A 21,559-nucleotide genomic window follows, 5' to 3' on the forward strand; every position below is an offset into this window, starting at 1 on the left:
ATTTCGCTGAACCCTGCACTGCAACCTGGCCCTTACCCGGCCTCGCGCATCCTGCGGATATCCCGCTGCGGCGGCGCGCCGAACACCCGGCTGTATTCCCGGCTGAACTGCGAAGCACTTTCATAGCCCACCAGCCCCGCGGCGCGCCCGGCATCGATGTTCTGGCTGAGCATCAACTGCCGGGCTTCCTGCAGGCGCAACTGCTTGTGGAACTGCAGCGGGCTGACGCCGATGATGGCGCGAAAATGCTGGCGGAAGGTGGACGGGCTCATATGGGCGCGCTGCGCCAGATCATCGATGCGCAACGGCTGGGTGAAGTTCTGTTTGAGCCAGGCCACGGTCTTGAAGATCTGCTGGGTCGGCGAACCCACCGCCAGCAGCTGCTGCAACGCCAGGCTGTAGGGCCCGGCCAACAGCCGGACGATGATTTCCTGCTGGATCAATGGCGCCAGCTGGGGAATCAGCGCCGGCTCGTCGAGCAAGCCCACCAGCCGCTCCAGAGCGCTGGCCAGCCCCGGCTCCAGTTCATCCACCACCACCGTCCGATAATCGCTGGCCCGCGAAGGCGGTGGCGGCTGCATCTGCGCGGCGGTTTGCAGGATCTGGTGCATGTCCAGGGTCAGCATCATGCCCAGGAAGGGTTCGGCCGCCGAGCCCTGGGTCACCCGGGCCACCACCGGCTGGTCGATGCTGGTCAGCATGCCCTGCCCGGCCCGGTAATTGATCACCGCCTCTTGCAGCAGCACCTGCTTGCCGCCCTGGGCAATCACCCCCAGGCCCAGGCTGTAGATGCAGGGAATGGCCGAGGTCGGCGTGGAACGGCGGTGCAAGGTCAGGTTGGGCACGGCGCTGGGAAAGTCGCCGGAGTGCGGGGTGTGCCGGGCAATCAGGGCCGCGAGTGCGGTGGGGGTTCGGGGCTGGGTCATGTGCGGGCAATCGGAAGTGGCAACAGTACAGGCGGCCACTGTGCGCCGATTGGCCATGCAGATCGAGTTTTTCTTCACGGCCTCCAGGGCGGCGGACACAGGTCGATATCCGCCTCGGGGCAGTAGTGGCTGGCAAAAGCAGGCGGTCCAATGGCAATCCCTTGCCCACTACGGCCAACTTCTGCCCGCCATAGCTTCTGGCGCCGCTGCCAACGCCGCGCCGCATCATGTTCAGGGCTCATGGCCCGGGTTTTGCTCTGCTTGGCCAGAACCCACCCAGGAGCAGTCTCATGACAGGAAGCATCTCAAACTCGACATCCCTCGTAGCCATGGGCCTCAAGGGAATCACCAGGGCGCTGGAGAATGGCACGCTGAAGTCCATGAAAATCCAGGTAGAGAATGCGACGCCACAAATGCAGGCGAAGATCGACGCCAGTTTTCATGAATCGCAAATCTCGGACGCCAAACTGATAGCCCAATACAGAGCCAACCCCACCTGGGCGACATTCGACGACAAGAGCAACTCCGTCCAACTGCCCGATGTGCAGTCCCTGGGCAAGGACGACGCCACCCATGTGCTCAAGGGCCTGCAATACCTGATGGAAATCGGGCGCCTGGACGGCAAGACGGTCGTTGCCAAAAACGGCGGCCAGACCACCGACAGCCCCGCGCTCTATCAGGACTGGCTGCTGGCGCGGATCGGCGTCGATGCCCACGCCTGAGTAGCCGCAGCCCAGGCTGCGGGAACGCGCTGCATGCGGGTTCGCCAGCCAGGGCCCGGGGGTTCAGACCAGGCGTTTGTGCAGGAAGAAACGCCGGTGCTGCGGCGGGAAATCCTCCAACCGGCCGAATTCGCTGAAGCCATGCCGCTGATAGAACTGCGGCGCCTGAAAGTCGAAGGTATCGAGCCAGATGCCGATACAGCCCTTTTCCCGGGCCAGCTCCTCGGCCATGTTCAGCAATTGCGAGCCCGTGCCCTGGCCCCGTGTCTGCTCGGGGACCGCCAGCAGCTCGATGAACATCCAGCGATAGAAAATCTCCGCCTGCAGGCCACCGAGAATCTCACCGCTGTGCTCGTCGCGAACCACCAGGGCGATGGCCTCGGGCTTGGGATCGCCCGCCTGGGCCCGGTTGTGGGCCCGCAAGGGCTCGAGGATCGCAGCGCGCACCTCCGGCCCCGGGTTCATCAGCATGTCGATACGCGTACTCATTCGCCGTTTCCTTGGATGATGGCTGTGCCGGACCGGGGTGAAAGCGCTCCACGATCCTCCCTGGAGGATCGTGGGTTTGGCAAGGCTGCGCTACCTGGCCGTCGCTGCCGCAACTAGCGGCTGACGTACTGCTCGGTCTTGCTGTCGTAGACATAGGTGAGGTTGTCTGCGGCCGCCAGCGAACGGACCTTTCCCGGGCCCTCGAAGGTAGTGCCGCTGACCTTGACCTGCACCTGCGGCAGCGGCTCCTGGCCGGCGACGAAGCTCAGCTCCCCGTCGCTGCCGATGCAGGGCATGACCGCGCCGTCGTCGCAGGCCGCGGAGTTGTCCTCGCCGGTGCGCACCTGGCCCACATAGGACCAGACCCAGCCATCGTCTTCGGGTTTCTTGTTCGGATTGAACACCAGCATGGTGTAGCCCCTGGTGATCACCCCATTGTCGAAAGTTGCCGTGGGCACCGCCAGCAGCAGGCGGCCGTCAGCGGTACGGTGCTCAACGGCCTTGCGCTTGGTGTCCACTTCCTCGGGCTTCTCGCCGCCGCCGAAGAAGCCGATCTTGCGTTCGATGCTGCGGATGGAATAGGCCTGCTTCTGGCCCGGGTTGGTGAGTTCGAAGGTGGCATCGGCCAGCCGTACCTGAACCTCCGGCGCGGCAAAATCCTCGCCCTCGCGGGCGGCGCGGTCCCGGGTGTGCCAGACAAAGGTGGCGTAGTAGTGCTTGCCGTCGAAGTCCAGCTCCTGGCCGTACCAGAAGGTGGCGGTAACGCCGTCTTCCAGCTCCACCTCTTCATCCTGGTCCGGCACCTCGACGTTCTGCATCACCGCCAGCACTGCCCCGGGAGGGATCGGCGCACCGGCCTGGGCCAGCATCGAAGCCGCCAGCATGCACGGCGCCAGCAACCAGCCGGCCAGTCGCGCAGCCAGCCGGCCTTCCTTGTGCAGACCTGTATTGCTCTTGATTTTCATCCCTGGAACATCCCTGTAGAACCGATGAGAAAACGCCGGCCACGCAAGTGGCCAATGGCATGACGCGCGATCATATAGCCAGCGTTTCATCAGCGACAAGATGCTGGCAAATGGCAAGCGTAGGCCGCCGGCAAGCGCAGCACCGGGCAAGGCGCGCTTGTTCCTGCGCCAGCCTTGTGAGAGGTTGCTGCCTCACTCGACCTGAAGACCACCATGGATATTCGACCGACGCAAACCAAGGACTGGAGGCTGTTGAAGCAAGTTCGTCTCGCCGCGCTGCAGGACGCCCCGACCGCGTTCGGGGTCAGCTACCAGAGTGCCGCCCGGTACAGTGACCAGCAGTGGCAGGAACGTGCCTCGGGCGCGGCCAGCGCATTCTGGCTGGCCATCGAGGATGGCCAGCCCCTGGGAATGATCGGCGCCGCAGTCAGTGAGGCAAACCGCTACAACCTGATCGGCATGTGGGTCGCACCCGCGGCCCGTGGCTCCGGCGTGGCGGCCCGGCTGGTGGAGGCGGTGAAGTCGCGCGCACGGGAACAAGGCCATGAGCGGGTGTTCCTCGACGTCTCCCCCGCCAATGCCAGGGCCGCGAGTTTCTATCTGCGCCAGGGGTTCGCGTTCATTGATGAGTGGGAGCCTCTGCAAAGCCACCCCCACATCCAGGTGCAGACCATGCTCTGGACAGTGCAGGGCTGACTGCAACGGCCCCTTCGGCATCAGGCCCGCCGGTTAGCCCTCGCCAATGCCGCAAGCGGCAGGCCCGTACCCTGGACCGCCGCCCTGGCTTGCCGGTGGTGCCGGCTGTTCTGGGAGCCCGCCAAGCGATCAGCGGGCCATGTCGAGGACCAGCCTGCCATGGCCATGGCGGCCCCTGCTTTTTTCCAGCGCCTGCGGGGCGTCACTCAGGGGGAAGGCTTGGACAGCGACCTGCAAGCGGCCCTGGTCGAACAGCTCGGCAATCCTCGCCAACTGGCCACCATCACCACGGGTGGCGAAATTCACCGGGGTCACGCCATAGTCGTTGGCCAGGGTGATGTCGGGCTGGCTCACCGGGGAAACCAGCACCCCGTGCCGTTTCAACAGGGCGAACGACAGCGCCTGGGTTTGCTCCCCCACCAGGTCCAGGACCACATCGACCGCGGGCCGCCATTGAGTGAAATCCTGGCGGCGATAGTCGATGACCTGATCGGCCCCTAGCCCTTTGAGGTAGGCATGGTTGTCCGCCGAAGCGCTGGCGATGACCTCGGCCCCCAGGTACTTGGCGATCTGCACCGCCATGCTGCCCACACCTCCCGCCGCGGCATGGATCAACACCTTCTGCCCGGGCTGCACGCCGGCATGCTCGGTCAGGGCCTGCCAGGCGGTCAGCGCCGTGGCGGGCACGGCGCCGGCCTGCAACGCAGTGAGGGAACGGGGCAGCAACGCCAGCGTGGATTCCCGGGCAACCGCCTTGCCGGCATAGCCGCCCGTGATGTTGATGAAACCGAACACCCGGTCACCGACCTCGAACCGGCTGGCACCCCGGCCGGTGGCAAGCACCCGCCCGGCCACCTCGACCCCCGGGGTGAAAGGCAGTGGCAGCGGGATGAATGCCTGCATGGCACCGGACAGGATCTTCCAGTCGATAGGGTTGACTCCAGCACCGGCGACATCGATCAGCACTTCACCTTCGCCGGCCACAGGGTCGGCAACTTCTTCCAGGCGCAGGACATCGGGACTGCCGTATTGGTAGGCACGTATGGCTTTCATGGACACCTCGATCAGGCAAGAAAACACAGGGAAACCGCAACCGCCGCGAGGGAACCGTCCCCCCGCTGGCGGGTGATCAGCGACGGCGGGCGTCGAGGCTGAAACGACCGGCACCAAACGCCACGACCTGCAACAGGCCACCGGCCATGGCCAGGTTCTTGAAGAAGTGGATGAACTGGTTCTGGTCGCCCAGTGCGTTATGGAAGGCCAAGGCAGTGACCACGCTGAACAACGCCAGCAATGCCGCGACAGTGCGGGTCCGCCAGCCAGCGACCAGGGCCAGGCCGCCGCCGATTTCAACGATGACCGCCAGGGCCAGGGCCAGCTGCGGAAATGGCAAGCCGACAGAGCCGATGTAACCGATCATCATCGCCGGTGCCGCCAGCTTCGAGACGCCGGACAGCAGGAAGATCGCGCTGAGCAGCACTCGGCCAGCCAGTGCGGCCACGGCCTGGGGAGTATCGGAGCGGCTTTGTTGGCGAGTGTCGGGTTGAGCAATATGGGCAGAAGCGGACATGAGGTATTTCCTTCAGTTGGGTGCGATCCGAGATGAATCGCCCGGGTGAAGAAAGCTTGCGCCGCCACAGCTTCTCTGAATAGCCGACTAATTTAGATCATTAGGTTCGATAAAATAGGCAAGAATACAACGCTCACTGGACACTGCCTCAACCCCTCCCCGGCTGGAATCGATCACACTGCCGGGGCGTCAACGCCGATAACGCCCAAGGAACCCGAGATGATCTCCGACCCTGGCACCCCGACACTGGACCAATTGCGCGTATTCCTGACCGTGGTGGAAGTCGGCAGCTTCGCCGGCGCCGCAAGAAAACTGCACCGCGCTACGTCCGTCATCAGCTACTCCATCGCCAACCTGGAAATGCAGCTCGGGGTCTCGCTGTTCGACCGCCAGAGCACGCGCAAGCCGCAACTCACCGAGGCCGGACGCACCGTGCTCGTAGAGGCCAGGACCATCGCCAACGGCGTCCATGGCCTGCGTGCCAAGGTCAGGGGCCTGTTGCAAGGCCTGGAGGCCGAGGTCCACCTGGTGCTCGATGTGATGCTGGCCCCCGAGCGTGTGGTGGACGCCCTCAAGGCCTTTCGCGAAGCCTTTCCCACGGTGGCCCTGCACCTGCACATGGAAGCCCTGGGAGCAGTCACCGAGCGGGTGATCGAGCGCGGCGCAGTCGTCGGCATCAGTGGGCCGATGAACGAAAGCATCGACGGGATCGAAAGAATCGGGGTGGGCAGTGTCGAGCTGATTCCGGTGGCCGCGCCGGATCATCCCCTGGCCGTCAGCGATGCCAACCTGACCGGCGCCGGGCGCGAATTCATCCAGCTGGTGCTGTCGGACCGCTCGACGCTGACCCGGGGCAGGGATTTCGCGGTGCTGAGCAACCGCACCTGGCGGCTGGCGGACCTGGGCGCCAAGCACATGTTGCTGCGTGCCGGCATCGGCTGGGGCAATATGCCGCGGCCCATGGTCGAGGAGGACCTGCGCAGCGGCCGGCTGGTGCGCCTGAATCTTCCGGAATATCAAAGTGGGATCTACCCCTTCGACGCCATCTACCGCAGCGACACGCCGCCGGGCCCGGCGGCGCGATGGCTGATCGAACGGTTCCTGCACCAGGTCTCGACGCCGCCGGCCATCCAGCCCCAGGCATAAGGCCTGGAGCCGGCAACGCGCTGAGCGTGGGACATTGCGCGGCTCGGTAGCGTGTCGTACGGGCCGGCGGTGATTGGCACCGGGCCCTGGCAAGCGGCCGCCTGGCGCACTCAGCCCAGCAACTCGCTGATCCAGCGCACCTGCCGGGCCATGTCCTGCACCTTCTCTTCGGGCACCGCCTGTGCCCGGCTGAAGTTTTCCAGGGTGCGCTGTTTCAGGCGCAGCAGGCGCTGCCATTTGGCCAGGAACGCCGGGCTGCGGGCCTGCAGTTGCAGAGGGCCGAAGTACAGCTCCCGGGGGCTGTAGCTCACCGGCCCTGTGCGCTCGGCGACGATGATTTCGTAGTCGAAACGGTTTTCCCGCAGCACCTCTTCGCACAGGATGCGGTAGCCGTTGTCCATCAGCCACTGGCGCAGGGGCTGCTCGCCCCCGTTGGGCTGCAGGATCAACCGCTCCTGGCCATTGAGGCGCGCCTTGCCGGCTTGCAGCAGGTCGCGGATGGTCTCGCCACCCATGCCGCACAGGCTGATGGCGCTGATGGCGTCGCCCGGTTCGATCGCCGCCAGGCCATCGGCCAGGCGCACGCTGACCTGCTGCTCCAGGCCGTTGTCGCGCACCGTGCGCCGGGCCGCGTGGAACGGCGTCAACGCCACCTCTCCGGCCACCGCCGCGCTGATGCTGCCGCGCAGCAGCAAGGCCACCGGCAGATAGCCGTGATCCGAGCCGATATCGGCCAGGCGTGCGCCGGTTGGTACATGCGCCGCCACGCGCGCCAGGCGCATGGACAATGTCTGCTGATTCAACTGCTGCCCCTTTTCACCACCAAGGTCCGGCACCTTGTGCCGGATCGGGGGGCGATTCTGGCGAGCAATGCCGGGCATTTCAAATTTATGCGACCGGGGCCGGGGATGCGGGTGCCGCAAAGGCCCGCTCCGGACAGGGTCGAAGGCAGCGTCCTCCATGGCGGGTTTCTGAGCGCAGGCAGACCTTCGTTGCTGGCCGCGTGCAACCTGGTCAGTGATAGACTGCGCGCCCATTGGGGAGGTGAAAAAATGCTGTGTCCGGAATGTGAACAAGGCGAAGTAACCCAGGTTCAAGTGCGGGCAACGCAGGAAATCCTGCACCTTTGCCAGGAGTGCGAGTTGCTCTGGCTCAGCGCCGAGGTCATTGGTACCGAGCCTTTCAACAGCTTCACGTCCTACATGGAGGAACTGGGTTTACCACCGCTCTGGAGCTCGCTGTATGTCCTTGAACCCGAAAAGATCACCAGTCCTCAGGCACGGAAATACCTGCGTTCGGTCGGCTCGATCTAGGTTGCTCGAGCCACAACGACGATTGCCTCCCCCACACTCTGAAGCGCAAGAGATGAACTACCAACTCTGGATGGAACCGGATGACTGCCAGACCTTCTGTCTGAGCGGCCCACAGGGAAACACCGCACGCAAACTGCTTCACCCCGACGCCCGGCTAGTGTGGGAAGTGGAAGCCCCCAGCCACTTCGAAGCAATGACCCGGTACTACGCGTACATGCAGTGGGGCGAATACAAGAGCGACCTTCCCGAACAGGAGCCCATGCCTTGAACACCGCCCAGCAGGTGGGCATAGCCCCCGAGTTCATCATTCTGCAAACCGCCCATTGGGTGCTCAATCATCACCTGTCCTCCGCCCTGCCCGGCTACCTGATGCTGGGCTCGCGATCCCGGGTCAATTCACTGGCCGAGCTGCCCGAGAGCGCCCTGACGGAGTTGGGCGGCCTGCTCGCCAGGGTGCAGAAAAACCTGGAGCTGCAGCTCAAACCCAAGTGGCTGTACATCAGCCGGTTCGGCCATGCCCCCCGGCTACCCCATCCATTTCCACTTTATTCCGGTGTACCCCTGGGTCGAGGAGCTGTTCTGGAGTGATCAGCGCTACCGGCTGCTTGAAACTTTCGCCCATGAGGAAAACGCCCTGTCACTGACTGACGGGGCGGAACTGACCCTGTTCATCTGGCGCGAATTCGGCGAAAACCCGCAACCGCCGGCCATTCAAGGGCCCTCCATCGAACAGGTCATCAAAGGCTTGCGCAGCTCGTTCAACTAGCAATGGCCCGTGGCGCTGCGCGCTGTTCTCCGCGCCCCAAGGCAAGCCCCCTTACCTGGCGGTTTTCTTCAGGGAAACCGGGATGCCCCACACCAGGTCTTCCATGCCGGTGTCCCCTTGCAGGCGGGTTTTCATCGGTTCGATACGCGCCAGCACCCGGCGTCCTGTGTCGTTGACATTCGCCAGCTCCTTGTCGCTGAACTTCTTGACCAGTTCCACGGGGGCCGGCCTCACGTAGACCTGGATATCCCGCAGTGCGCATTTGATGTTCTGCGGGTCGATAGCCTTGCAAGTCTTCTTGTCGTAGCTCACGGCCGGGGTTTTCAGGTGGAAGCGGTCGCTGAGCAGTATCTGGCCGGGCTGGATACTGAAGGCCAGGGGCGCGTAGGCGTCGGGGATCTTTGCCTTCAACTTGACGGACTGGACATCACGGATCTTGGTGCCTTCGGTCCAACCGCCTTCCGACACCTGCCGGCGCGTGTTGTATTGCTGCTCTTGCCAGGCCACGCACTGGCCGGAGGCGACATGCACGGTACTGCAGACATTCTGGGTGTGGGTGGTATCCGCGTAGGAAGCGTCGCGCCAGTATTGTTCCTTGACGAACTGGCGATACAGCACCGCAGACATGTCCACCGAACCACGGGCACTGCTGGCCGGCTGGCCCTTCGCGGCGCCTACCTGGGCCAGGCTGCTGTCGATCCTGTAATCAATGCCGCCGGACATCAGGTAGGTTCCCGGCGGGACGATGTGCACTTCAAGGAAGTCCCAGAGAAATACGGTTTCCTTGATTTTCTCCAGGTCGTTATTGGCGAAGGACTGCATGTAGCCCTGGCCCGGCTGGTCCTTGTTGCTGAAGATCACGCGATGGGAATAGCTGGAGAGGTCGGTCACGCTCTTGTTGGGCATGAGCGCCGGCACCAGCACCACGGACATACCGTCCCGGGTCGCGCCATCGATGGTTTCCAGGAGCTGGTTGGTCGGGTTCTGCGTGGCGCTGCCATTGAGGTCGGAACTGCCCAGCGGGGCACAGGCACTCAAGAGCGTGACTGAAACCAGAACAGCCAGGGGGCGGAGACGCTTTACCAGGGTCTTCATTGGATATCCTTATCTGTAACGCAGCGAGGGCCAGATCCCTTTGGCAATACCGCTCAGGTCAGGGGCGAGTGCCGGCCAATGGGGGCGAAAGCGGCCTACTTTACTGCGTCGACCCGCCGCAGTAAAAGGCCGGTGCGGCAAGGCCGCACCTTGCTGCCTGGTCCGGAGAAGGCCGCCCGCATCCTAGAACTTCGCCTGCATCCCCACCCGCAGCGTGCGCCCCGGTGCCGGCATGAAGCTCTGCGCCAGCGGGTCCAGGTAGTAGCGGTCGGTGAGGTTCTGCAGCGACACGTTGAGGCTGGCGTCTTCCTTCAGTTTGTAGTTGAGGAACAGATCGAACAGCGCCACTTCGCGGTAGTTCAGTTGCGGCGTGGTGGCGCCGGTCTGCCAGGGCTTGTCGGCGGTAACCGTGGGGCCGGAGGTGTAGGTGATGCGCGTACCGAGGGTCAGGCTCTGGTCGAAGAAGCGCAGGCCAGTGGTCAGGTTGCCGGCAAAGCGTGGCGGGTTCTGGGTGTTGGTGTAGGAGCCCATGAAGCTGCCCGGGGTGCAGTCCGGGGTGTCGGCGGTTTTCTGGTAGGGATTGCTGGTGGCGCGCAGGGTGGCCGCGAAAGCCGCGTCGCAGGTTTCGGTCTTCAGGTAGTAGGTGGACGACAGGTCGGCAAACACCCGCCCGGCATCGTAGCGGGTCTGCAGTTCCAGGCCGCTGGTTTTGTAGCTGTCGGTGTTGCTGAAGCGCATCAGGCCCCACAGGCCCGGGCTCGGGTCGTAGTAGCGGGTGATGTAGTTCTTGATGGTGTTGTTGAAGTAGGCCAGCTTGAACGCCGCCGAGTCGTCATCCACCAACAGGCCCTTTTGCAGGGTGCTGGCGCCGATCTCCCAGTTGCTCGAACGCTCGGGCTTGAGGCCCTTGCCGGGCATCGTCTGCTGTACGCCCTGGCTGGTTTCGAACAGCGACGGCATGCGAAAGCCCTGGGTGTACGAGGCGTACACGAAGGTGTCCGGCAGCACTTCGATATTGATACCGAAGGCCGGGGCAAAGGCGCCACCGCTGTTGCTGTTCTTGCCGGAGTAGTTGTAGCCGGTGACCACCTCGCCGACCTGGGACGGATAGACCGTGGAGTCGGTGGCGCCAAAGTCGTTGTAGCGCACGCCCTCGAAGGGGAAGTTGGTGTTCTGGAAGACGATGCCGTTGTTCAGGCGCGGGTCGGTGGCGTCGGTGTACTGGCCGTTCTGGTCGGGGAACCACATCATGTTGCCGGAATTGTCGCCGTTGGAAACCCGCAGGTAGCGCAGGTCACGTTCCTCGCGACGCGCCGTGGCCGTGGGCACGTGATCCTTGCTGCGATAGTGGGTGTAGCGCCCGCCGCCCCACAGGGTGAGGCTGTCCACCGGCTTGTACTCCAGCTTGCCGTTGAAACTGAACTCCTGCCGCGAACCTTCGCGCAGCATGCGGTTGGCGTTGATATCGTCCTGGGTGGTGGCCACGCTTTTCTGCGGGCGCAGTTCCTCCAGCTGGAACGAGCTGCCCAGGTCCAGCTTCAAGTCGCCGTAGCCGGTCTCGAAACGCGAGGTATTGGCCAGGCCACCGCCCACCCGGCGATCGGCCTGGCGGCTCCAGTTGCGGTCCGAACGGTAGGCCTGGGATGCCGGCGCCGAGACGGCGGTCAACTGGCTGGTCTGCGCATCGGTCATCCACAGGTCGGCGCTCAGGTCCACCAGCGGGTTGCCTGCAGGCAGGTAGTTGTAGCGCGCGGTGTAGGTGTCGATCTGGGTGTGGCCCAGGGGGTACTGGTAGATGCCGCCAGTGCCGAAACGGAAGATGTCCGAGGGCATGATCTCGCCGATACGTCCGTCGTAGCGCCGGTAGCCCAGGTCGAAGGTGTGGCCGTCCGCCGGGCGCAGGGTGGTCTTGAGCAGCCAGGATTCGGTCTTCGACGAGGAGTTCAGCACCTCTTCCCCGGCGTTGTAGGTGGTGGCGACGCTGGTCTCTTCATCGCCGTAACGGTCATAGGTGCGGTAGCGATCCTGGCCCTTCTTGCCGGCGAAATAGTTGCCCTGGTTGCGATGGGCGTAGGCCGCCACCACATCGAAGAATTCATGGGAATAGGCGAACGCGGCACTGCCGGCCTCGGCCTCCGAGCCGAACAGCCCGCCGCGGCTCTGATGCGGCTCGGAGTACAGGTCCTGGGTCTTGGAGTGCGGATCGCGGGAGGCCGGGGCCACACCGTTGTTCCAGACATCACCCTTGAGGCGCAGGCCGATATTCTGACCGTCCTTGAGGATGTCGCCGACCCCGAGGGTGCGCATCTTCACCGTGCCGCCTATGGCACTGGAGGTCAGGCTCGGGCCCTTGTCGATGGCGATGTCGCTGATCATGTCCGGGTCGATGTAGCTGCGTTGCTGGGTCCCGGCATAACCGCGATAGACATCCAGCGCCTGCTGCGAACCGTCCACCGTCACCGCCACCCGGCTCTGGCCCTGGATGCCGCGGATGTTCACATCCAGGCCGCCGCCATTGCGGCTGTCACCGACCTGGACCCCGGGCTGGCCCTTGAGCATGTCGCCCACCGACACCACGCCAAAGCGCTGCATGTCGTCGGCAGAGATGTACACCGATGAACGCGGTGCCCGGTACACCTCTTCCTCGTCAGGATTTTCGCCCTTGACCTTCTGGGTCGGCAGCGACACCGCATCAAGGCGCAGGCGCAAGGCATAGCCGCCGTCGGCCTGGCGCACGTAGCCCAGGCCGGTGCCCGACAGCAGCTGGTTCAAGCCCGCCTCGGTATTGAAATCCCCTTGCAGGCCCTGGCTGGTCTTGCCTGCGGTGAGCAGCGCACTGCCGGCCATGCTGATGCCCGCCTCGGCGCCAAAGCGCGACAGCACCTGGTCCAGGGGACCGGCGCCGATGCTGTAGTGGCGCTCGCCGGCAGCCAACACCACTTCACTACAGAGCGGCTGCAAACCGAGCAACAGCAGGCCGAAGGTATGGGTACGCAAGACACGAGCAGGGAAAATCATGCAGGGCTCCTAGGGATCGAAACCCACCTGTGCCGGTGGGTAATACCTGAAGGCCAAGCCAGATCGAAAAAACTATCGCGCCGGTGAAAAAAAAGTTTCAGGCCGGCACCACGGTCACCCAGTAACGGGTTCTTCGCTCGATGCGCACCGGCAAGGTATTGGCTACCAGGGCCAGGGCGGCATCGGTGTCGTCCAACTGGAAACTGCCGGTTACGCGCAGGCCCGCCACGGCTTCGCTGCAACGCAAGAAGCCCGGGCGATAGCGCGACAGCTCTGCCAGCAACTGATCCAGGCGCATGCGCTCGGCGGGCAGGATGCCGCGCATCCAGGCCTGGGCCAGAAACGTATCGATGGGGCTTGGCCGCCCTGCTCCCCGGCCATCGACTCGGGTTTGCCAGCCGGCCTGCAACGCCAGCGGTGCTGGGTGCTGCCGTGCGCTCACCTGCACCAGCCCGCGCAACACCGTCACCTGGGTGCCCAGGCGATCGTGACGCACCAGCAGGTTGGCACCACGGCTATAGAGCACCGCATCCGGGGTCGACAGTTGCAGGGATGCAGAGCCCGCCGGGGTGTCCAGAGCCAGTTCGCCCTCGATCAATTGCAGGCTGCGCTGCCGGGCGCTCAGGTCCAGGTTCACCGCACTGGCGGTGTTCAGCCATAGCGAGCCACCGTCGGCCAGGGCCCAATGGCGTCGCTCGCCGACGCCGGTGCGATAACTGGCCAGGGCTGAGCGCACCAGGGTGGAATCCGCCCCCTGCCAGGAAATGCCCCCCAACAGCCCCAGGGCCAGCAGGCACTTGAGCACCTGTCGCCGTCGCTGCGGATCGGCGCCCGCCGCTTGCAATGCCCGGCGCGCCGTGGCATCGGCCAACAGATTGGCCCCTGGCTGCAACATCAGCGGCAGGCTGCTGACCCGCTGCCACGCGTATTCATGCTCGACGCTGGCTTGCCGCCACTGCTGCAGGGCCTGATGGTCCGCGGCGCTCATCAGCCCGGACTGCATCCGCACCAGCCAGTCGATGGCGTTGTCCCGCACTCGGGGATCGACCGCAGCGCCACTCATTCAAAACGGCTCGCGTAACAGACACTGAAGGCCTTGCCCATGGCCCGCTGCACCTGGGCCACGGTCAAGCCCAACTGCGCAGCGATCTGCGGATAGGTCAGGCCATCGAGCTGGGACAGAAAGAAGATCTGCCGCACCCGCGACGACAACCCCACCAGCAGCGAATCCAGCTGCAACAGGGTCTCGATCATCAGATGCCGCTCCTCCGGCGAAGGCTCCTCCCCCACCGGCCGCGCCGCCAGGGCTTCCAGATAAGCCCGCTCGATCGCCTGGCGGCGCCAGCGATTGATCAGCAGGCCGTTGGCAATGGTGGCCAGGAACGCCATGGGCTGGCGCAACTCACGCACATCCTCCTGGGAGCGCAGCACCCGGATAAAGGTGTCATGGGCCAGGTCCTCGGCATCGGCACTGTGCCCCAGGCGCCGGTGCAGCCAGCCCCGCAGCCAGCCGTGATGGTTCGCATACAACTGGGCGACGGGCGAAGAGAGGCTGTGGTTGTGCATGGCAGATTCGCATTAATGATAATGCTTCTCATTTTATGGTTTTGCGATGCACGTTGTACAGGGTGGGAAGCGGGCGATTGCCGCAAGGGAATGGGCCCACCCTCCCACATCCGGCTGCCGGGGACGGGCGCCAAGCGAGCATTTCAGAGCTTTTGCGGGTGCGCCCGGCACTTCTCGCAGGCACATCCCGCCCGCTCTTCGTGTCGCAGAATCAGGAAGTCTGCCGGTCGATGTCGCGCCGAAGCACCACCGCCGTGGTGATGTCCTCGACGGACTCGTGACTGGCTACGGCATCCCGGACTCGGTTCAGATCATCAATGGTGCGGGATTCGATCTCGATCACCAGATCGAGCTGGCCACTGACCGAAGAGATGCGTCGCACCTGGGAGTGCTGGGCCAGCATGTCCAGCAGGCTGATGGCCGGCGTGCGTTTCAGGCACACCAGAAACATGGCGCGAATCACGTTGGCGTCGATTTCGCCAATATCCGCCCGGTAGCCCCTGATCACGCCATTGCGCTCAAGGTTGAGGACACGCTCGCTGGTGGCGCTTCTGGACAGTCCGATTCTCGCGGCCAGGGCCTTCAGGGCAATCCGCGCTTCTTTAGACAGAATGTCCAGTATTTCGCGATCTTTCACGTCCAGGTCGCGCATCAAGACTCCTCACTTTGACTACCGAATTTGTGCCGGTCGATTCCGACAATATGCAGGCCAACACCGACCGCATACCTACTGCCGTCAAGGATTTCGCATGCCAAGCTAACTGAAAACAATAACTTGGAAAACCATTACCATGACCAACCTTTCCCATCCCGCCCCGCAGTTCTCGCCCCGCGATGCCGAACAACTGGCCGAGCAGCTTTTCAATGTCGTCGCCACGGCCTCGCCCCTGGATGGCGAGCGCGACTGCAACTACCGGTTGAACACTGCAAGCGATGCGGGGTGGATTCTGAAGGTGGTCAATTCGAGTGAACCGCGTACTGAAAGCGAGCTGCAGACGGCCATCCTCAGCCACCTCGCCAGCTACAACCCCGAGCTTGCCGTGCCGCAGTTGAAGAAGAGCCTTGCCGGTGGCTTCCTCGCCTCGGCCGTGGCGCCCTCCGGTGAAACCCATGCGGTGCGCCTGGTGAGCTGGCTGCACGGCACTCCCCTGGCCGAGGTCAAGCGCACCTTCGCCCTCATGCGCAGCCTGGGCCAATCGTTCGCCGACATGGATCGTGCGTTGCAGGGGTTCATGCATCCCGGTGCGGTGCGCGACCTGGACTGGGACCTGCGGCACGCCGCGCGCTCCAGATCGCGCCTGCATTTCGTCAAGGACCCTGGCCGACGAGCCATTCTGGAGCGCTTCATTACCGCGTTCGAAAACACCGTGCAACCCAGGCTTGCGCGGTTGCGCACGCAGGTCATTCACAATGACGGCAATGACTGGAACATCCTCGTCGACCCGCGGACTCATCAGCAGGTCTCGGGCATCATCGACTTTGGCGATGCCGTGCATACGGTGCTGATTGCCGAAGTCGCCATCACCTGCGCCTACTCCATTCTCGACATGGAGGACCCAATCGGCGCGGCCGCCGCCCTCACCGCCGGCTTCCACGAGCGCTACCCGCTGCAGCCGCAAGAACTGGACGTGCTGTTCAACCTGATCGCCATGCGCCTGGTCATCAGCGTCACCTTGTCGGCCTCGCGCCACGAGCAGACCCAGGACAACCCTTACCTGGCCATCAGCGAAGCCCCGGCCTGGCGCCTGCTGGAAAAAATGGACCGCATGAACCCGCGCCTGGCGACGGCGATCCTGCGCAAGGCCTGCGGCTATGACGCGATAGAAGGTGCCGGGGCGGTTCGCCGCTGGGTGGATGAAAACCGCCACGCCTTCGCGGACATCGTGCATCCGGCGGCGGCGACCCTGAACAAGGCCATTGTGCCGTTCGCCGATGCCGCCCATGTGCTGACGGTCGCCTCCGCCGAGCAGCGTCCGGCAGAGGCGGCGAAATGGTGGAACGATTTTGCGGCTGAACATCAAGTGCCACTGGGCATCGGCCCCTGGGGCGAAGAACGGACCATCTACACCGATGCGGCATTTGAATCGCGCTTCATTGCAGGGCAACGTCGGATCATTCACCTGGGCGTCGACTTGATCATGCCGGCCGGAACGCCGCTGTACACACCGCTTGCCGGCGTAGTGCGCAGCGTCGAGGTCGAGCGTGAACCGCTGGGCTATGGCGGCTTGATCATGCTTGAGCATTCGCCTGAGGGCTGCCCGCCGTTCCTGACCCTGTGGGGGCACATGGCCCACGAAGCGCTGACCCGCCTCAAGCCCGGGGACCGTCTTGAGGCGGGTGCCCTGGTGGGCCACATGGGCGCGGACACGGAAAACGGCGGCTGGCTGCCCCATGTGCACTTCCAGATGTCCACCGATACCCAGCTGCAAGCGAGCGAGTTCATCGGCGTCGGTGAGCGCGCCTACCTTGAGGTGTGGGCCGACCTGTTCCCGGATGCATCGACCCTGGCCGGAATCCCTGCGGAAACCTACAGCCAGGAAGGCAGAAGCAAAGCAGAGATCGTGGCCAAGCGTAAACAACTGCTGCTGCCCAACTTGTCGATTTCCTACTCGGACCCGATCAAGTTCGTACGCGGTGATGGGGTCTGGTTGATAGACAACTTTGGCCGGGCCTACCTGGACTGCTTCAACAACGTCTGCCACCTGGGCCACTCCCATCCCGACGTGGTGCAGGCCCTGGCGCGCCAGGCTTCACGCCTGAACACCAACACCCGTTACCTGCACGACAACATCGTGGAGTACGCCGAGCGGCTCACCGCGACCTTGCCCGAAGGCCTGGCGGTGGCCTCCTTCGGCTGTTCAGGCAGCGAAGCCAATAGCCTGATGCTGCGCATGGCGCGCAATCACACCGGGCGCAACGATGCCATCGTGCTGGACTGGGCCTACCACGGCACCACCCAGGAGCTGATCGACCTCAGCCCCTACAAGTACAAGCGCAAGGCCGGCAAAGGCCGTGCAGAACACGTATTCGAGGCGGCGGTGCCGGATGCCTACCGCGCTGCGGATCACTGGCCATTCGAGGAGCTGGGCAAGCGTTTCGCGCAAAGTGTCGCCGAGCAGATCGATAGCATGCGCAAGCAGGGCCGGGCCCCGGCGTTCTTTCTCGCGGAGTCCATTCCCAGCGTCGCCGGGCAACTGTTTTTCCCGGAAAACTACTTGCAGGAAGTCTATGCAATGGTGCGTGCCGAGGGCGGCCTGTGCCTGGCCGATGAAGTCCAGGTCGGCTTTGGTCGAGTGGGCAGCCACTGGTGGGCCTTTGAAACCCAGGGCGTGGTGCCCGATGCGGTGTCCATGGGCAAACCCATTGGCAACGGGCACCCGATGTCGGCAGTGGTGACCACCCGCGAAATCGCCGACAGCTTCAACAATGGCATGGAGTACTTCAACACCTTCGCCGGCAACCCGGTTTCCTGTGCCGTGGGGCTCAGCGTTCTCGATGTGATTGAACGCGACAACCTGAAACTCAACGCACTGACGGTGGGCAACTATTTGCTCGATGGCTTTCGCACGCTGCAGCAGCGCTACGATGCCATTGGCGACGTACGCGGCCTGGGGCTGTTCCTCGGGATTGAACTGGTCACCGATCGCAAGAGCAAGGCTCCCGCTACGCAACTGGCCAGGAAGGTCGCCGATGGTGCCCGGGAGCGCGGAATTCTGATCGGCACCGAAGGCCCCTACGACAACGTACTGAAAATGCGCCCCTCGATGATTTTCAGCCAGAAGAATGCCGACTTCCTGCTTGAGGTCCTGGACGAAAGCTTCAAGGCGGCACTGCGCTAGAGCATCAGGATCGAGGCCGCAGCGCCCCAAACCGGGCTGGCCGACATAGTGTCGGCCAACTCCGGCAATGTGTCCGGCACGCGGACACCTTGCCGGGTGCTTTGCGCAATGACCTGTGCAAAGCTTTTCCCGAGGCCAGGGTGAAGAGCCCACAACAAAAAATAATAATTCTTCAAAGGTGCCATCCCATGCTAACCAGAACGCTCAAGGGTCTGCTTGCCGCATCCACCGTCGCCGCCGCGGCGCTCCTCTGCCCCGCAGCCGCTCAGGCTGATGACTTGCAATCGATCCGGGAATCCAGAGAAATCCGCATCGCCATGAGCGGGCAATACTCGCCCTTCAGCTTTGCCAACGAGCAGAACCAGATCGTCGGCTTCGACGCCTCCATCAGCGAAGCCCTGGCCCAGCGGCTTGGGGTGAAGGTCAGCATTGTCACCACGCCCTTCGACGGGATCATTGCCGGGCTCCTGGCCAAGAAATACGACGCCATCATCGCCTCCATGACCATTACCCCTGAACGCCTGAGGGCCGTGGATTTCGTCGGCCCCTACTACCACGCCGGCCGCACCATCGTGGTGAAGGAAGACTCGCCGATCAACAGCCTGGCTGACCTGAAGGATGTGACGGTGGGCGTCACCCTCGGCGATGCCCACGACAAATGGGCCAGGGCGCGCGGCAACCTGAAGGTCAAGACCTACAAAGGGCTTCCCGAGATGCTGGTCGACCTGGAAGCCGGGCGCCTCGACGCGCTGGTGATGGACAGCGTTCCGGTACTGGTGGCCGTCAAGGAAACCGGGCAGAAAGTGCGCATCATCACGCCACCCGACAGTGACGGTGGGGTTGAAGGCATGGGCATTGCGCTGCGCAAGAACAACCCCGAGCTCAAGGCAGCGATGCAGCAGGCACTGAACGAGATGCTCGCCGATGGCAGCTACGAAAAGATCTCGATGAAGTGGATCGGCAAGGACATTCGCTGACTCCTCTTCAGCCTGGCTCGACCTGGGGTCGGGCCAGTCAACCTGACCTTTTCGAGCCTGCCCATGGATCTGACACTCATACAGCGCACCCTGCCGTTTTTTCTGGAGGCGGCCTGGGTCACGGTGCACGTTTCGCTACTGGCACTGCTGCTGGGCCTGCTGGTCGCCATCGTGCTGGTGGCGGCCCGGCTGTCCGGCTTTTTCCTGCTTCGCTGCCTGGCCAGGGTCTACATCAGCGTTTTTCGCGGCACGCCCTGCCTGGTCCAACTCTTCCTCCTCTACTTTGGCGGCCCGCAGATCGGCCTTGAGCTGGAGCCGTTTTCCGCTGGCGTCATCGGCCTGGGCCTGAACATCGCGGCCTACATGGCCGAATCCATTCGCGGCGCCATCAGCAACGTCGATCCCGGCCAGGTCGAAGCGGCCCGCTCAATCGGTTTCGGCAAGGGCCAGACCCTGTGGCTGATCACCCTGCCGCAAACCGCCAAGCTGATGATCAGGCCACTGGGGGTCAATGCGGTCGCGCTGATCAAGGGCTCGGCCCTGGTGTCGACCATCTCGGTGGTGGAGCTCTCCTATACAGCGCAGCGCTTTATCAGCTCCACCTACAAGCCATTCGAGATCTTCATGGTGTCGGCCATTTTGTATATCGCCATGGTCTACACGGTCAGATTGCTGGTTGACCACCTCGACAAACGCTTCGCGGCAAAGTGAGACGCGTCAATGCAAAGCCTCGATCTCAGTATCCTCACCCCCTATTCCGAGCTGCTGGCAACCGGACTCTGGTGGACCATCGTCTTGTTCCTCTGCTCCAGCGTATTGAGCCTGATAGCGGGCATAGCCTTCGCCCTTATCGTGCTCTACACCCCCAAACTGGTATCCCTTCCCATACGCTTCATGACCTGGCTGCTGATGGGCACGCCCCTGCTGCTTCAGCTGTACCTGATCTATTACGGCCTGGTGCAAGTGGGGATCGATATCCCGGCATTGATGGCTGGCATCATCGGCCTGAGCCTGCACTTCGCCGTCTACAACGCCGACGTCATTCGTGCCGGGGTCCTGTCGGTCGATCCGGGGCAGATTGAAGGCGCGCGCTCCATTGGCCTGAGCCGCAGCCAGGCTCAGCGCTACGTGATTGTGCCGCAAGCCCTGCGCAGTACCCTGGCGCCCCTGGGCAACAACCTGATCGTGCTGCTCAAGGACACCTCCCTGGTGTCGATCATCGGCATTGCCGAACTGGTCTACAGCGCCCAGCGCGCCGTGAGCGAAACCTACAGCCCGTTCGAGTTCTATCTGGCCGTCGCGGTGATTTATTACGCGGTCAATCTTGTCCTGGAAGCCGGCCTGCACCTTCTTGAAACCAAGGTAGAGATGTCACGATGACCACCGAAAAGCTCATGGTTGAAGTCAAGGGCGCGCGCAAGGCGTATGGCGCACTTGAAGTGCTCAAAGGCATCGATCTGTCTGTCTCGCGCGGGCAGATCATCGCCATCATCGGCCCCAGTGGTTCGGGCAAAAGCACCCTGCTGCGCTCGATCAACCACCTGGAAGTGCTGAACGAGGGGGAGATCTGGCTGGAAGGCGAACACGTCAACCGCCCCTTGAAAGGTCGAGCCTTTGAACAGCACATCAATAGCGTGCGCCAGCAGATGGGCATGGTGTTCCAGCACTTCAACCTGTTCCCGCACCTGACCGTGCATGAAAACATCGCCCTCGGCCCGGTCAAGCTCAAAGGGCTGACCAGGCCAGCCGCTCGCGAGCTGGCCATGGAGTACCTGTCGAAGGTCGGCCTGGCCAACAAGTTCGACGAGTACCCTTCTCGCCTGTCCGGCGGGCAGAAACAGCGCGTGGCCATTGCCCGGGCCCTGGCGATGCGCCCCAAGGTCATGCTGTTCGATGAAGCCACCTCGGCGCTGGACCCCGAGCTGGTGGAAGAGGTCAACCAGGTCATGAAGCAACTCGCCGCCGAACACATGACCATGTTGATCGTCACCCATGAAATGCGCTTTGCCGGCGAAGTGGCGGACCGGATCATCTTCATGGACGGTGGCGTGGTGGTCGAGGAAGGCGCGCCACAAGAGATCCTGCAAAACCCCACTCACGAACGAACCCGGTCGTTCCTGAAAAAGCATCTGCATGCATAGATAAGTTGCACGCCCAATTCGCGAACAGGCTGTTGTGCCAAACGAGTACGCTTGGAGTACTTGTTTGGCACCGTAGCAGGCTGGAACCTGCACGCAGCGGCTTGAGCGCTCCCACGGGATGGAAACCATATCTCTTGTACAAAGTCACGGCTGGCATCTGTGCATAGGTGAACCCCAGCCGAATCCTCCCCGTCCCTCGCCCCTCACCCAAGCGATCAATTGCTCGATCAAGGCAGCGCCGACCCCGGTGATTTTTTTGTCCGCGATGGCTTTCCAGCTGTTTGCACCTACTCTTCTCGACGAAACATGGCGCTTTGACAGCATTATGCC

20 protein-coding genes and 1 pseudogene are annotated in these 21,559 nt (G+C 63.4%); 10 read left to right on the forward strand and 11 right to left on the reverse strand.

Annotated elements, in window-relative coordinates; genetic code table 11:
* Nucleotides 1–32: 32 nt before the first annotated feature.
* Nucleotides 33–983, reverse strand: a complete 951-nt coding sequence (locus tag ACUXVH_RS25285) for an AraC family transcriptional regulator (RefSeq protein ID WP_051003314.1) — start codon at nucleotides 981–983, stop codon at nucleotides 33–35.
* 233 nt (nucleotides 984–1,216) lie between these two features.
* On the opposite strand from ACUXVH_RS25285, the gene ACUXVH_RS25290 reads away from it, so the two are divergent.
* On the forward strand, nucleotides 1,217–1,648 hold the full coding sequence (locus ACUXVH_RS25290; protein WP_015635144.1) for a hypothetical protein: 432 nt from the start codon (nucleotides 1,217–1,219) through the stop codon (nucleotides 1,646–1,648).
* A 63-nt stretch (nucleotides 1,649–1,711) separates the two neighbouring features.
* Here ACUXVH_RS25290 and ACUXVH_RS25295 read toward each other — a convergent pair whose 3' ends face one another.
* Both ACUXVH_RS25295 and ACUXVH_RS25300 read right to left on the reverse strand, forming a co-directional pair.
* Nucleotides 1,712–2,137 carry a GNAT family N-acetyltransferase gene (locus tag ACUXVH_RS25295; RefSeq protein WP_011060675.1) on the reverse strand — a complete coding sequence of 142 codons (426 nt, stop codon included), beginning with the start codon at nucleotides 2,135–2,137 and terminating at the stop codon, nucleotides 1,712–1,714.
* Between the two features lie 113 nt (nucleotides 2,138–2,250).
* Nucleotides 2,251–3,102, reverse strand: a complete 852-nt coding sequence (locus tag ACUXVH_RS25300; protein WP_041774174.1) for a hypothetical protein — start codon at nucleotides 3,100–3,102, stop codon at nucleotides 2,251–2,253.
* Between the two features lie 213 nt (nucleotides 3,103–3,315).
* On the opposite strand from ACUXVH_RS25300, the gene ACUXVH_RS25305 reads away from it, so the two are divergent.
* The gene (locus tag ACUXVH_RS25305; protein ID WP_073698931.1) at nucleotides 3,316–3,798 is read left to right on the forward strand and encodes a GNAT family N-acetyltransferase; all 483 of its coding nucleotides are present in this window, start codon (nucleotides 3,316–3,318) and stop codon (nucleotides 3,796–3,798) included.
* A gap of 129 nt (nucleotides 3,799–3,927) precedes the next feature.
* Here the strand turns inward: ACUXVH_RS25305 and ACUXVH_RS25310 are convergent, their stop codons facing one another.
* Together ACUXVH_RS25310 and ACUXVH_RS25315 are read right to left on the reverse strand one after the other, a co-directional pair.
* Nucleotides 3,928–4,851, reverse strand: coding sequence for an NADP-dependent oxidoreductase (locus tag ACUXVH_RS25310; protein ID WP_169893653.1), 924 nt, complete (start codon nucleotides 4,849–4,851; stop codon nucleotides 3,928–3,930).
* A 76-nt stretch (nucleotides 4,852–4,927) separates the two neighbouring features.
* Nucleotides 4,928–5,368: a DoxX family protein gene (locus ACUXVH_RS25315; RefSeq protein WP_011060672.1), complete on the reverse strand. Its 441-nt coding sequence runs from the start codon at nucleotides 5,366–5,368 to the stop codon at nucleotides 4,928–4,930.
* A 219-nt stretch (nucleotides 5,369–5,587) separates the two neighbouring features.
* Between ACUXVH_RS25315 and ACUXVH_RS25320 the strand changes: the two genes are divergently transcribed.
* Nucleotides 5,588–6,514, forward strand: a complete 927-nt coding sequence (locus ACUXVH_RS25320) for a LysR family transcriptional regulator (protein ID WP_065363702.1) — start codon at nucleotides 5,588–5,590, stop codon at nucleotides 6,512–6,514.
* Between the two features lie 110 nt (nucleotides 6,515–6,624).
* Here the strand turns inward: ACUXVH_RS25320 and ACUXVH_RS25325 are convergent, their stop codons facing one another.
* Nucleotides 6,625–7,317: a tRNA (adenine(22)-N(1))-methyltransferase gene (locus tag ACUXVH_RS25325; protein WP_026022876.1), complete on the reverse strand. Its 693-nt coding sequence runs from the start codon at nucleotides 7,315–7,317 to the stop codon at nucleotides 6,625–6,627.
* Between ACUXVH_RS25325 and ACUXVH_RS25330 the strand changes: the two genes are divergently transcribed.
* Nucleotides 7,270–7,827: a hypothetical protein gene (locus tag ACUXVH_RS25330; RefSeq protein ID WP_255313431.1), complete on the forward strand. Its 558-nt coding sequence runs from the start codon at nucleotides 7,270–7,272 to the stop codon at nucleotides 7,825–7,827. The genes ACUXVH_RS25325 and ACUXVH_RS25330 overlap by 48 nt on opposite strands.
* Before the next feature lie 282 nt (nucleotides 7,828–8,109).
* Nucleotides 8,110–8,593: pseudogene (locus tag ACUXVH_RS25335) on the forward strand (HIT family protein).
* A gap of 51 nt (nucleotides 8,594–8,644) precedes the next feature.
* Here ACUXVH_RS25335 and ACUXVH_RS25340 read toward each other — a convergent pair.
* The 5 genes from ACUXVH_RS25340 to ACUXVH_RS25360 form a co-directional block, all read right to left on the reverse strand.
* Nucleotides 8,645–9,688, reverse strand: coding sequence for a hypothetical protein (locus ACUXVH_RS25340; RefSeq protein WP_065363701.1), 1,044 nt, complete (start codon nucleotides 9,686–9,688; stop codon nucleotides 8,645–8,647).
* Nucleotides 9,689–9,871: 183 nt separating this feature from the next.
* Nucleotides 9,872–12,706: a TonB-dependent receptor gene (locus ACUXVH_RS25345; protein WP_065363700.1), complete on the reverse strand. Its 2,835-nt coding sequence runs from the start codon at nucleotides 12,704–12,706 to the stop codon at nucleotides 9,872–9,874.
* 97 nt (nucleotides 12,707–12,803) lie between these two features.
* On the reverse strand, nucleotides 12,804–13,769 hold the full coding sequence (locus ACUXVH_RS25350; protein WP_053157719.1) for a FecR domain-containing protein: 966 nt from the start codon (nucleotides 13,767–13,769) through the stop codon (nucleotides 12,804–12,806).
* Nucleotides 13,766–14,272, reverse strand: coding sequence for a sigma-70 family RNA polymerase sigma factor (locus ACUXVH_RS25355; protein WP_011060663.1), 507 nt, complete (start codon nucleotides 14,270–14,272; stop codon nucleotides 13,766–13,768). The genes ACUXVH_RS25350 and ACUXVH_RS25355 overlap by 4 nt, the downstream gene beginning before the upstream one ends.
* Nucleotides 14,273–14,483: 211 nt before the next feature.
* Nucleotides 14,484–14,924: an Lrp/AsnC family transcriptional regulator gene (locus ACUXVH_RS25360; protein ID WP_011060662.1), complete on the reverse strand. Its 441-nt coding sequence runs from the start codon at nucleotides 14,922–14,924 to the stop codon at nucleotides 14,484–14,486.
* A 139-nt stretch (nucleotides 14,925–15,063) separates the two neighbouring features.
* On the opposite strand from ACUXVH_RS25360, the gene ACUXVH_RS25365 reads away from it, so the two are divergent.
* The 5 genes from ACUXVH_RS25365 to ACUXVH_RS25385 all read left to right on the forward strand — a co-directional run bounded on the left by ACUXVH_RS25365 (nucleotide 15,064) and on the right by ACUXVH_RS25385 (nucleotide 21,229).
* Nucleotides 15,064–18,111: an aminotransferase class III-fold pyridoxal phosphate-dependent enzyme gene (locus ACUXVH_RS25365; protein ID WP_065363699.1), complete on the forward strand. Its 3,048-nt coding sequence runs from the start codon at nucleotides 15,064–15,066 to the stop codon at nucleotides 18,109–18,111.
* A gap of 188 nt (nucleotides 18,112–18,299) precedes the next feature.
* Nucleotides 18,300–19,088, forward strand: coding sequence for an ABC transporter substrate-binding protein (locus tag ACUXVH_RS25370; RefSeq protein ID WP_065363698.1), 789 nt, complete (start codon nucleotides 18,300–18,302; stop codon nucleotides 19,086–19,088).
* 63 nt (nucleotides 19,089–19,151) lie between these two features.
* Nucleotides 19,152–19,799, forward strand: coding sequence for an amino acid ABC transporter permease (locus ACUXVH_RS25375; RefSeq protein ID WP_011060659.1), 648 nt, complete (start codon nucleotides 19,152–19,154; stop codon nucleotides 19,797–19,799).
* 9 nt (nucleotides 19,800–19,808) lie between these two features.
* Nucleotides 19,809–20,468, forward strand: a complete 660-nt coding sequence (locus ACUXVH_RS25380) for an amino acid ABC transporter permease (protein ID WP_065363697.1) — start codon at nucleotides 19,809–19,811, stop codon at nucleotides 20,466–20,468.
* Nucleotides 20,465–21,229, forward strand: coding sequence for an amino acid ABC transporter ATP-binding protein (locus tag ACUXVH_RS25385; protein ID WP_011060657.1), 765 nt, complete (start codon nucleotides 20,465–20,467; stop codon nucleotides 21,227–21,229). The genes ACUXVH_RS25380 and ACUXVH_RS25385 overlap by 4 nt, the downstream gene beginning before the upstream one ends.
* Nucleotides 21,230–21,559: the final 330 nt, after the last annotated feature.

It is taken from the genome of Pseudomonas sp. 8(2025) (genome assembly GCF_052665325.1).